Source organism: Candidatus Dependentiae bacterium (genome assembly GCA_026389015.1).
GTDB lineage: Bacteria > Babelota > Babeliae > Babelales > Vermiphilaceae > JAPLIR01.
This window is the reverse complement of sequence record JAPLIR010000015.1, coordinates 118,979-131,886: the sequence shown is the minus strand read 5'-3', so window position 1 is coordinate 131,886 and position 12,908 is coordinate 118,979. Positions and strand designations below refer to the sequence as shown.

8 protein-coding genes and 1 tRNA gene are annotated in these 12,908 nt (G+C 39.2%); 4 read left to right on the top strand and 5 right to left on the bottom strand.

Annotation, left to right across the window (positions count from 1 at the left end):
• A partial coding sequence (locus NTX86_02130) for a hypothetical protein (GenBank protein MCX5922101.1) occupies nt 1-1,428 on the bottom strand: 1,428 nt, incomplete at its 3' end.
• A gap of 76 nt (nt 1,429-1,504) precedes the next feature.
• Nucleotides 1,505-3,442, bottom strand: coding sequence for an AAA family ATPase (locus NTX86_02125; GenBank protein ID MCX5922100.1), 1,938 nt, complete (start codon nt 3,440-3,442; stop codon nt 1,505-1,507).
• Between the two features lie 406 nt (nt 3,443-3,848).
• Between NTX86_02125 and NTX86_02120 the strand changes: the two genes are divergently transcribed.
• Together NTX86_02120 and NTX86_02115 are read left to right on the top strand one after the other, a co-directional pair.
• Nucleotides 3,849-3,923, top strand: a tRNA-Phe gene (locus NTX86_02120).
• Between the two features lie 339 nt (nt 3,924-4,262).
• Complete coding sequence (locus NTX86_02115) at nt 4,263-4,814, top strand: hypothetical protein (GenBank protein MCX5922099.1); 552 nt, start codon at nt 4,263-4,265, stop codon at nt 4,812-4,814.
• Nucleotides 4,815-4,826: 12 nt separating this feature from the next.
• Here NTX86_02115 and dnaE read toward each other — a convergent pair whose 3' ends face one another.
• From dnaE to NTX86_02100, 3 genes are all read right to left on the bottom strand, one after another.
• Nucleotides 4,827-8,279, bottom strand: coding sequence for a DNA polymerase III subunit alpha (gene dnaE / locus NTX86_02110; GenBank protein MCX5922098.1), 3,453 nt, complete (start codon nt 8,277-8,279; stop codon nt 4,827-4,829).
• A gap of 121 nt (nt 8,280-8,400) precedes the next feature.
• Nucleotides 8,401-8,937, bottom strand: coding sequence for a flavin reductase family protein (locus NTX86_02105; GenBank protein MCX5922097.1), 537 nt, complete (start codon nt 8,935-8,937; stop codon nt 8,401-8,403).
• A 13-nt stretch (nt 8,938-8,950) separates the two neighbouring features.
• The gene (locus tag NTX86_02100) at nt 8,951-9,307 is read right to left on the bottom strand and encodes a DUF202 domain-containing protein (protein MCX5922096.1); all 357 of its coding nucleotides are present in this window, start codon (nt 9,305-9,307) and stop codon (nt 8,951-8,953) included.
• 472 nt (nt 9,308-9,779) lie between these two features.
• Between NTX86_02100 and NTX86_02095 the strand changes: the two genes are divergently transcribed.
• Together NTX86_02095 and NTX86_02090 are read left to right on the top strand one after the other, a co-directional pair.
• Nucleotides 9,780-10,787, top strand: coding sequence for an ankyrin repeat domain-containing protein (locus NTX86_02095; GenBank protein MCX5922095.1), 1,008 nt, complete (start codon nt 9,780-9,782; stop codon nt 10,785-10,787).
• A gap of 21 nt (nt 10,788-10,808) precedes the next feature.
• The gene (locus NTX86_02090; protein MCX5922094.1) at nt 10,809-12,887 is read left to right on the top strand and encodes a hypothetical protein; all 2,079 of its coding nucleotides are present in this window, start codon (nt 10,809-10,811) and stop codon (nt 12,885-12,887) included.
• The last annotated feature ends 21 nt before the right edge of the window (nt 12,888-12,908 follow it).

Below are 12,908 nucleotides of genomic sequence, written 5' to 3'. Positions count from 1 at the left end.
GAGTAAATCCTTGGCGCTTTGCGTTAGGGTGTTATAGATCGGATAAGATCCTATGCCGCCATCAATAATAGTTTGATTAATCGCGGTTAATAGCTGTGCTTCTTCAGTTGATAAGGTACCATCTTTTTTGCGTTGGCTCAGAACTTGTTGATACTCCTTGACTTGTAGCATGGTCTTAGCGCTTATGATTGTAGCAGTTAAGATAGTTGCATTCTTTTTGAGAGTAATAAGAGTTCCCTTTTCGTTGTTAAGGGCGTGAGCGGGAGTCCCTCTTCTCTCCATTAGGCATGCATAATTATCTTTGTCATTACACCAGCTTTTAACGTTAGCGTAGACACGATGCGATAGTGACTCACTGGTAAATTCCTTAAGCTTGCCATCGAATTGATCGACTTTCTTTTGGGCGACATCAATTTTTTGTTCTGTGGTTGCGATATTTTTTGCAAGTGTATCGCGATCACTTTCTAGTGATCCAATTTTTTTGTTGAGTTGATCGATAGTCATTGAACTAAAATTTTTACTTTGTATAGCTACTTTTTGTGAAATTAACGTGTCGAATGCTGCAATAACTTGGTCATTATATTTCAGGCATTCTTTGAATTCTTCAATTTTCGCTTCTAATCTGCATCGTTCAGTGACAGTTTGATAATATTCTTTAAACTGCTCGCGTGACATTTGTTGGCTTGCGATAGTGAGATCCTTATAATTGGGACTAAAATACCCAAAGTTATTTTCCACTGTTTTATAGTGTGCTTCTGCTGCAGCTAATTCTGATTTCAAAGCAAGGGTGTTTTGTTGAACTTCTTCATACGATTTTGGTTGCATATTGGTAACATGACGTTTGACAGCAGCGTCTATGGCATCCTGTTTTACTTTGGGTATTTCGTATTGATATGGTTGTTGGGGTTGGTAATCTCGGCTGCGGTTATTGGCAAAGGGGGTAAAATCTTTTTCAATTTTAATGCCAACAAATGGTTTGCTGTACGGTTGCATAGATGGGTTGCCGTAATGATGTCTTGATGGATTGTTCCCTAAAACTATATATCCAAAGATTGGGTTTTGTTTTTGAGCTACTGGTTGTGAGGTATTCTTAGACTGATTGAGTGTAACTGGAATAGTTATTGCTTGAGTGAGCGTCATAGGCGATTTTGATTGCTCTAACATTTTGCCCAGACATGGCGCTTGTGGCCTTGTACTTTGGGCCTTAGGTTGCAACGTATTTTGGATTTGAGTCTTGCTATGATCACTCAGTGCATCGTATGTTGTGTGGTTTCTTGTGGCATTGAGCGAGTCAGGTGTCGTATCTATAGATTGGGTTGTTTGTGTAGCAATTTGGTTTCGTGTGAGTTCAAGATCGCGGCTCATACCTAGACACGTTGAACTAAGAATAGATAGAGATAGTAAGATATTTTGTACTTTAGTAATCATGATAACCTCTGTTTTTTTAGTTAATCGATGGCCTGCATTTACAAGCCATCGATTATTGTTTGGTAATTCGACAATACTATTTTTTAGCTAATACACCTTCGACTTCATATGAATATGCTTTGCGTATTTCAGTAGTGAATTTACCATCTTGGCAAAGGTCGTTTGCTAATTTCACTACTGCTTTATTCTTGGTAGCGTCGGTTTCATTACTTGAATTAATTGCAGTGGCTCCCATAGTAAAATCATTCATTTTTGCTTGTGTCTTAGCCCCTTGTGCTTGCAATGCATGACTCTCGGTTTGCATAGTTCTTGAAAACTCATTCATCGCTCGTTGTTCTGTAGCACTGTTTGTCTGTAGAGCATGTCCATCACGTTGCAGGTTCAATCCTTGTTCTTGTAATGCATGACTCTTGAGTTGCATGTTTTTTGATAACTCATTTACTGCTTTTTGTTCTGCAGCGCTATTTGTTTGTAGCGTGTGCCCCTCACGTTGAAGGCTTAGTCCCTGTTGTTGCAAGGCATGACCACTCTCTTGCATTGTTCTTGAGAACTCATTCATAGTTCTCTGTTCTGCAGCACCTTGTGCTTGAAGGTCTAATCCTTCGCGCTGTAGTGCGGCACTGTGATTCGCATTGACTTCGTTGGCTTCAGCTTGTGCTTCTTGGGCTTTCATTTGGCGATTTTGTGTCCAATATTGGTATCCCATGTGTCCTAGTTTTAAAATATAGGGTGCAGCGGTAAGTGCATATTTTGCATATTTCATAAGATTGCGGCTACTTGTCCAACTTTTTATTTCAGGATCTATCAATTTTTGACCCTGCTCTTCATGTGCTTCTAGTGCATTGTCAAAGTCTTTCATAGTGACTTCTATTTTAATATCAGTGTCTTTGCTGTTTATGAGTGCTGATCTAACAGCTCTTGAGATGATCCATTTAATATCTCTGTTGGCATGGTTTTTAGTTTTTTTGATTAATGTTGGTAATGATTTGGTAGGGAATATTGCGCCTGGATTTTGATTGAAATAATAATTAAATAGATTTTCCCGTTTTTCGTCATCTGACATTGCTATTTCTATTATGTAGTCTACTCTGCCTATAAATTGTTTTTTTGGTTCTTCTTCAAGATGATTGAGTAGACCAATAAATAGTATGTCGCTTTTCTCGCATGCATCGAACATAGTCCATAATGATGGAGTCATGTTTTTATCGGAATCATTTTTATCCTTGTTTCTTTCAAGGAGTGTTTGTAATTCATCAATGATAACGACGCATGGTTTTTTGAGCTTGAGGGCTTCTTTAAAAATATGCTCTAGATTTTTGTCACCAGAGTTTTTATATTGATCTGCAATTAAGGTTGCTTTATACATAAAGCAAGGTAATTTGCATTCTTGAGCAATGGCTTGACCGAGTGTTGTTTTTCCTGTTCCTGGAAGGCCAACCAGTACCAATCTTTTCAGTTTAATGTCATCTGAGATATCCCTCCCCCCTTTTTGGGTCGTTTGTATGAGTTTTATGAGAGCTTTTACCTCATCAGGGCATTGTTTAATTACTTCCGCTTGCAGATCTTTGCTGAGTAGTTCAGTGTATGCAGTGGGTCTTGATAATTCTGAGTTTTCGGTTGCTTGTTCTGGGTTTAATTCTGCATGTTGTTTTTCGTCCAAGGCAGCATTGTTTTGATCATTGCTTACATAGTGAGGCCTTGAAATATTTAATTTTGCAACGGTTGTGGATCCAAAATCGAATTCTTCTTCATGTTTTGTTTCTGTTTGGGAAGATGAGGAGGCTGCAGTAGCTGCGGCTGTAGACGACGATGACATCGAATGTCCTTCAGGTCTGTTATTCTGACGCCCACAGCTATGAAAGCTCGATGCGCCTCGGCAGCCATTACATGTAGCTGATAGGGATCCAGATAATAGCATCTGTAGTGGTGATTTGTAGCGAATTTGCATTGCTTGCAACCCAACGCTTGAGTATCCACACAGAGCAACGAGTAATAATTTGAAAATACGGTTCATGAGAACCTCCTTTTATAATTAAATTGTAAATATTTATAACAAAAAACATTAACTATCTTTTCTATTATACATATTTTAATCGCTTGGTCAAGTGGGGGGGGTAAAATTGGGTTTATTGCGATTGGATCGTTATATGAACTATGATTATGGGTGGTTAGGACGCTTGATTTTGAATGAATTTATTGGCAAATTGATATAATTTATCGATTTTTTCATTATTTTGGTGCATGGGATGGACGATAGGGGAGGCTTTCAGGGCAGTATGTTCATTCTCCATGGATCAATGGTAGTGCTTTTGGTTGATCCTTACGGCCATTGTAAATTTATTCATCATCGAAATGTTGACAAAATATACGGAATAGGTACTATTCTAGGTATCTGAAATTCATGAAATCCCTTATTTATTGCCGGGGTAGCTCAGTGGTAGAGCGGAAGCCTGAAGAGCTTCGCGTCGTTGGTTCAATTCCGACTCCCGGCACCAGCCTACGCCAAGGCTTCGGCTGGCGCGGCCAACTTCTCTAATGACTTGATATTAATAAAAAAATAAACGTTGATAGAACTAAGCGTAGGCTGCGCGCCGTAGCTTCAGTGAAGGCGGGCTTATTCGAAATATACAAATATTCGGTGCTTGCGAACTGCTAAATGATCTATCAATTCTTCCACCATTCCATCTCATTACTCAATACTCTTTACATTCTCTCCTTAAAATATCTATTATTTTTTTATAAAATTTTTATTTCCGAACTAATTATATTACATTAGTGATCGTTAAAAGTTTTGCGTGAAAAAAAGTACCGTATTTTCTTGAAGGACTGAGTTAATGAAGCAGGTTCCTGTCGATAAATATAATATTGCATGGTTTAGACTAGCAGAGTATGTGTCGCGTGGTGAAAAGGAACGAGCGCTCGGCATGTATCGCCTTCTTTCTCATTCGTTTGACGACTTAGCATTTTCCTGTCAATTGGAGGGTGATATTTTGTGGGCATTCAACGATAGTGGTGCTGCGGATAAATATTGCCAAGCAGCGCAACTGTACCAAGAAGATAAGCGCATATTGCAAGCGGCAGCCATCTACGAGCATCTGATTGCAGTGCACCCTCATTCGACACTGTATCTTGGATGCTTGGTTAATTTGTATACTGCCTTGCAGGTTGAACATAAGGTACTAGTACCACTGTGTGAACGGTTACTTTTTTTACTGCTTGCCGACAAACAGGCGCCGGCAGAAAGAATTATGCAACATCTGCATGTCACGCTGGATCTTTTAGTGGAGAGTGACGGTTCTACGGCATTGCAACAGTGCTTGGCTCGCTTGGAACAAACTCATTCTCTCTATTACCAAGAAGCTTGTGCTTATCTAAATAATAAATAAGGTGAATCTAATTTATAATTGAATGGAGAGGCCGACATTCTGCTTTTCCAGTGCCTGCATCGTTTCAATAGTCATAGTCGTTTTTGCTTGTGCGACAAGCTGTAACTTCTTACCATTTTCATGAAACAGTAATTCGAGTGGAATTGACCCTTTCGTCATCGTCTTGGCCAGTTCTTGTAAGAGCGATTCTTCAATACTGTTGGGCAAACTTAATGATATCTTTTGTATGTTTGGCCATTGCTCAAAGAGCAAATCGATTGGCACAAATTCGTTAGCCTTAATCTTACATTTTTGTTGTGATGCGATATCAATATCACCTTTGACGACAAAGATGTGGTAGGAGTTAAGCCATGCTTCAACTTTTTTAAATATTTTTGGGAACAAAATAATTTCCGCTTGATTAGATGCGCCGTCTTCCAGCTGTACAAATGACATGCGGTCACCTTTTTTGGTCGTAATGTCGCGGCGACTTTTGACCAGTCCGCAGCCGATAGTCATCAATTCATGGCCGGTATTATTTTTGAGTTGCAACGCAAGTTGATGAGCAAAGGTCTGAATGTTAAGGCTCTTCAATTGTTTGCTGTAGCTATCCAGTGGATGCGCGCTCAAATAAAAGCCTACCACTTCTTTTTCTTTTTCTAATTTTTCTTTTTCCGACCATTCAGCGTGCGGTTGGTAACTATACAAGTCGCCATCGCCTAGTGCATTGCCGTTGCTCACGGCACCAAAAAGGCCCATCTGGCCTGTCGCTGCATTTTTTTTAAATTCTGCAGCAAGATCAATAATTTTTTCTACTTCGGCATGTTTTTGTGCGCGGTTACCCGGCATGCCATCAAATGCGCCAGCGCTAATCAAATTTTCAATGACACGCTTGTTTGATGTGCGCAGGTCAATACGCTTGCAAAAATCATAAAGATCTGCGAATGGCTTTTTTTCTCGTTCTTTGACGATGTTTTCAAGTGAGGCGAGCCCAATGTTTTTTATACCGAGTAAACCAAACAATAAGCCATTGTTCACCACCGTAAATTGAATGCCGGATGTGTTGATGTTAGGCGAGGTGATAGGCAGTCCTAGCTCTTTTGCTTCTTGCAAGTAGAACGACATGTTTTCCGCATGGGTTGCTTCTAATGAAATCAAGCAAGCCATAAATTCTGCGGTGTAGTTTGCTTTGAGATATGCGGTTTGATAGGCGATCAAGGCATAGGCAGCAGAGTGGGATTTGTTAAAGCCATACCCAGCAAAATAGGCCATGAGGTCAAATAGTTCTCCAGCTTTTTTGGCATCAAATTTTTGTTCTTTGGCTTTGGTTAAAAATATTTCGCGCTGCTCGACCATCACTTCGGCCTTTTTTTTACCCATGGCACGTCGAAGAATATCAGCTTCGCCAAGGCTATAGCCGCCAATGAGCGATGCAATTTTCATAACCTGTTCTTGGTAAACAATGACGCCGTATGTTTCTTCCAGCACCGTTGCAAGTTCCGGAAACAGATACGTAATTTTTTGGCGTCCGTGTCTTCGTTCGACAAAATCGTCGACCATGCCCGATCCAAGTGGTCCTGGTCGGTAGAGTGCGTTAACCGCAATAATGTCTTCAAATTTTTCTGGCTGCAGTTTACGCAACACTTCTTTTAGTCCGTCAGATTCTAGCTGAAACACGCCTGATGTTTTACCTTCGCAGATCAGTGCAAAGGATTTTGCATCATCGAGTGGAATTTTGTTGATGTCGATTTTGACGCCGTGGTTTTTTTCAATAAGTTCTAAGGCTCGCTGAATCAGCGTTAAGTTTTTTAAACCAAGAAGATCTATTTTTAAAAAACCAAGACTTTCAAGTTCTGTCATGGCGTATTGCGTGACAAGGTCATTACTCTTCGATGGAATGTAGACCGGCAATACTTCGTCAATAGGGTCAGGGGAGATTACAATGCCCGCTGCGTGTTTTGATGCGTGGCGGGTTAAGCCTTCCAAGCGGAAGGCGATATCAAATAATTTTTTTGCTTTTGGATTGCCATCGAGCAACTCTTTTAAGCGTGGTTCTTGTTCGAATGCTTCTTTGAGGCTAATTTTTAATTGCTCGGGAATCAGGTTGGTGATAGCGTTTGAATCTTCAAATGAGAATCCCAAGGCGCGTGATACGTCTTTGATAACACCTTTTGCCATCATGGTACCAAAGGTTATAATTTGGCAGACTTTGTCGTGTCCATAGCGGTCGCGTATGTAGCTAATGACCTTTTCTCGGCCTTCAATACAGAAATCGATATCGATATCAGGCATCGACACACGCTCAGGGTTCAAGAATCGTTCAAAGAGCAGGTTATATTTGAGCGGATCGATGTTGGTGATTTGTAATGCCCATGCAACGAGTGAACCTGCTGCAGAACCACGGCCCGGGCCAACGGGTACATTATTGCGATACGACCATTGAATAAAGTCACTCACTACTAAAAAGTAACCCACAAAGCCCATGGAAATAATAAGCTCGACTTCCAGATCAAGGCGCGCTTGGTATTTTTCGATTAATGCAGCATCGAAGTAGTTGTTGTCCCGTAATCGCTCGAGGCCTATCTGGCACATATATTTAAAGTACGACTCTTGGGTATGTTCCGCGGGGATTTCAAATTTAGGGAAAAACAGCTTGCCCATTTGGAATTCAAAGTTACACATGTCGGCAATAACACCGGCATTCCACACTGCTTGCTCATGCCCTGGAAATTCTGCGAGCATTTGGTCTTGTGTGCGCATGTAGACTCTGCAGTCACCAAAGGTATAGCGGTCTGGGTTGTCCATTTTATCGTGCGTTTGAATTGCGAGCATGATTTCGTGTGCTTCGCGGTCTTCGGCAGTAGGGTAGTGGCAATCGCCTGCTGCAACACAGTTGAGATTCTTTTTCTCTGCCCATTCAAATATTTTTTTATTCAAGACCGTTTGGTCCTTTTGGTCTTCTGGTTGGACTTCCAAATAGAATCTATCGCGCCCAAACACACGCAAATACCAATCGGTATATTTTTCCGCTTGCTCATAATCATTTTTCATGAGAAGACTCGGAATATGGCCGCCCAAGCATGCGGTGGTGACGATCAGGCCTTCTGAATGCTTTTCTAATATGGCGTAATCGATACGTGGTTTGAAGTAGAAACCCTTTTGAAAGCTGAACGAAATCAGTTTGCACAGATTTTTATAGCCAATGTCATTCTGCACCAAGATAACCAAGTGATAATATTTTTTATCAACGGTCTTCACCGTTACATCTTCAGTCAGATACGCTTCCATACCGATGATTGGTTTAATGCCAGCTTTTTTACATTTTTGAAAAAACTTCACCGCGCCAAAAATATTGCCATGATCGGTAATGGCAAGGGCTTTGAATTTCTGTTGTTTGCCGAAATCGACGAGCTTATCAAGATTGATCGCTCCGTCTAGCAACGAGAATTCCGTGTGAAGATGTAAATGCGTAAAGTGTTGTGACATTCTGGCAGCAGCTTTTAAAGTGTTACATGGTTAATTACCGAGTTAAAGATGTTAGTTTACTGCAACTTGCTGCATTTGTACAAAAGTTGCGTGTTGTGATCGCTGAAAGAAAATCCTCGCGTCATTTCTTTTCCGACGCCAGCTTAATCACCTTGCCATCAACATTAAATATGCCGTTGCCGCAATGGTGTATGGTGAGAGGTCTTTTCTTGGAGGTGGAGATCCATGCTTTGACGACCTTGAGGATGAAGATGTTATATTTTGTGGCCATCTTTGTGTCGATGACTTGGCATTCCAGGTTTGCATAACATTCGTCAATCAAGGGTGCTTGGACTTTTGATGCAGGAGTCTGTGTCAGATTAAATTTCTTAAATTTATCGGTTCTTGATCCCGTGGTGTTGCCAACGCCAACCACTTGTTTGGCGAGCTCAACCGTCGGGATGTTAATCACGCATTCTTTGGTTTTTTTTAACGCAGCGAATGAATAATTTTGGTCGCTCATGACGATTGCAATCAATGGTGGTTCAAAATCGACCATCATATGCCATGACATAGTCATGATGTTTGCTTTGCCTTCATCTGAAGTGGTGACCATAATAACCGGCCCCGACTCAAGGAGTTGGTATACTTTTGATAAAGGTAGATCTTTCTTTTTCATATACATCCTCGCGTTATGGTAATGTTACCAAGATCAGCAACGTAGCGATAATCAATAGTGGCACCACAATAGTGAAATAGCCGATTTGAGAACTTTTATAATTTTTTGCCAATGTTAACGAGTTACGAATTTTTTTGTAGTCAATTGATGACAATATAATAATAAGACACCCCCATAAAATCAGTGTTTCACCCATAATGTGAGCGATAATTCTATGTATTTCAGTTTTAAAAATAACGAGCCGCAATATAGCAAGTCCTGCTGCCATGGCTGCAAGAGCGGTTCTTAACCATGCAGAAAAAGTACGTTCTGCAGAAAGTAAGGTTCGTTCTTCTGCTAATAAATAGATCTTATCCTCGTGATTTTTCATAATTCACCTTGGTTATTCAAGTGCATATTTTTATTCATCATTACATGGAGGAGCTTGAATGTTCAATAATATGTATATAAAAAAATAACCCCTGAGTTATCCGATGTTATTGATTTCTGCATGCGACATGATCTTTATTGGGCCGCGTGAGTTTAATGGACCTTTTGGACCAGCTCCACTGCCATCAGTGATGAGAATTATTTTTAACCCTGTCTCTGTCTAGAAAATACCCCCAAATGGCCAATTTTTTGCTTATGGTGAGGATATTCTATGATTCAATAGAAGAGTGCTTTGTCTAAAAAAGCTTAGGCTAGGGTCAAAAAAATGCCCCCCCAAGGGGTTTCTATAGAATAAAAATGGATGCCTTTCAGGTTCAAAAAAAGCGGTAGCTTAATTTGACAATTTGTCATTATTTGGCATACTGGGTATTAGATAACTATTTAAAAACAATCTTAATAAAATGTGAGGTTTTATGAAGAAACAAACACTATTTACTACAATATTGATGGCAACTGTTTTACTTTCTAGTGGGTTAATTATGGCTATGCAGAAGAAAGATAAAAGCAAGCAGAATGAGCAACAATCAAGGTTTAAGGTAAATAGCAAATTATTTAAGGCTATAGAAAAAAATGATGGCGATAGTGTTACGCAGGCAATTAAGGCTGGAGATCAGGTTGATGTAGGATATTTGCATATGGCAGCTTTAAGAGGCTTCGATAAAGTAATTGAGTCATTAGTTAAGGCAGGCGTCGATCTTGATGCTCAAGTTTGTATGGGTACGGCGTTGCATATGGCAACTATGATGGGGCATTTTAACGTAGTTAGGGAACTTATTAAAGCAGGTGCTCGAGTTGATATTAGGATGAAAAATGGTTGTACTGTATTATTTTTGGCTGCTGAAGAGTCAGATGAAGATGATAAGCTAGTAGAAAAAATAAGCTTGCCCGGCAGACAGGAAGGTCGTAATAAGATATTAGAGTTATTACTTAAAATTGGCACACAAATTGACTCTAGCACTCAGAAATTACCTAAATCTGTTTGGATAGCAAACTTCCTTAATCAAGAAATGTCTAGAATAAAAAAAGTTAGTTTACCAGTAACATATAATTTTAATATCCTTAACAAGTTCCAAGCTCAGAAAAGAGAGGTGTATCTTGATATCTGGAAAAAAACCAAGGCTGAATACGAAAAGCAATCGATTATTGTTTCAGGATTGGCATCTGTACACGGCAAACAAGCTGATGGAGGTAATATGAGTTCTTCTACCGCAGCTGCTACAAGCACAACAAGCTCATCAAGCAGTTCATCTTCAAGTAGTAGTTCCTCGTCATCTTCGTCTTCAAGTAGCTCATCTTCAAGTTCATCAAGCAGCTCATCTTCGAGTAGAAGGTCTGTTGCTCATCAAGATCAGGATTCTGATCAAGAATTACAAGATGCTATAGAAGTCTCTCGGCAAGACGCACAAGAAGAAAAACAATAATTACAATTAATGGAGGATGTTATGAAAAGACAAACATTATTTAGAACAATGCTTATGGCGGCTGTTTTCGTTTCTAGTGGGTACGTTAAAGCTATGGATAGTAATGTGCAACACGAGCGACCAAGCCTCTGGATGCTTAGATTGCAAGGTAAGTGTCTAGGTGTTTATAATAAAGGTTTTTTTGAGGCGGCCCTAGCTGAAGCTAAAATCGATGCGGCTAATTTTTACGCCAGGATGGCAAATATACAAAAAAATGGATCATCTTCAGCGCCTGCCGAACAACTTGATCAAAAAAAATCAACAAGCGATGAAAATTTACTAAAATTATTAAGTGGTGATACGACTTGTTTATTAGAAAACAGTCCCATTAATTCAGCCAAAATTAAACCTAATTTTGGCGCAACGTGGGATTTTAATTCTTACCTACAGCAGGGAGAAAAAGTATCCGAGGATGAATATAAAAAAAGGATTAAATCTTTTCGCAATCAGTTACAAGCCTATCGCGATTCCGCATCTTTTGATGAAACTATGAACCTCAATACCAGTATGCGGATAATCCCATTACTCAAAGAATTTTACTATATGTGGCAATTAATTAAAGAAACGACAAAAAGCACTTTTGCTAATGGTATAGCCATCAGAGGTTTTGTGGTGCAACAAGATATTAACTGTCCTTGCTATGCAAAAAAGACAAGTATTGGTACAACCTTAACCTCTATATATCCTCCGGGAGAGCCACGTTTATACATCAATACTCCTACAGCCTTATCTATATATCTCACATTTAAGAAAATTAGTCTCACGAATAATAAAAATCTGACGAAACAACAATCTCTTAATACCTACAAAAAATTTATTCATCGATTATTAGAAAATAATGATCTAGACAAACAAAGTAGAATACTAGTTGAAGCGATTACAAATGAATATGCTCGACATAGTATGAGTGAATATAAAACTGCTCACGCAAAAAAGCTAGAGATAGCCGGCGATCCTCAAGCAATTGATAAAAAAATTAAAGCATGCCTGTGTAATCTACCGCATTTCAATGCGCTCGATTCAATATTTAATAAAGTCGTCGCTGTCCTTAATAATAATGAACTTATAAATGAATTTCATGACCTAAGCAATAAGATCCTATTTAACAAAAATCTTGATCTGGCATTCTCAGAATTACAAAAATATATGCCGATTTTAGATGCCTTACAAAAAGAATATGGTCATATATATAAACGCGTTTGCTCTGCTAGTTTTAAAGAGAAAGATAGTAAGTCAGGAATAGCGACTGATAACGATTTTAAAAAAACTGAAGAAGAAGAAAATGATAACGCAGGAGAGCCAATTGCTGATCAATTAGCTTCTCGCATTAAAAAAACTAATATCAAAACTAAAAAATTAGACTATGACAAACGCGTATTACGTTGGTTTAATGATAAACCTTTAATAAAAAATTGCTCAAGGGACAGCGTTCGCTATCACACCCTATTACCGCGAATGTGTGATCCAATACTTATCAACTACGGCGAACATCTATCTTGGAAAAATAGGAAAAACGGTGGGCAGAAGGATGATCTTTATCAAATAGCTGGCAAAGTAGCTTGTGATGGTGGCAGAGAAGATTTTTATATATTTCATATCTGTCTTGATCCAAAAGGAATTTGTTACCACCGTGGTTGTAAAAAAACTGCCTTTGAGTCCTTGGTCCCTGAGCTTCAAAAAGCAAGTGCTACAAAGGAAGATGAAGATCAAGAGTCTTCTGATGATGGGTCAGATTCTGTAGATAAGGAAGAAGCACGTGTCATTAATGATAATCCTTTCTTTACAATAATTAAGAATCCTCGGCACAAATGCACTATTACTTTATACAAACCAATTGAACGACAATTGCAAGATGCTGTATTTGTTGATGATTTAGAAAGCTCGGCAAGTTCATCGAGCAGCTCATCGTCAAACAGCAGCTCATCGTCAAGTAGTAGTTCGTCATCTTCAAGTTCATCAAGTAGCAGCTTGTCGTCATCATCTTCTTCAAGTAGTTCATCATCGAGCTCATCAAGTAACTATTCTTCAAGGTATGATAAACGAGAAGAAAAAAAAGGCTAAGCCTGGATATTGAGTAGTCAA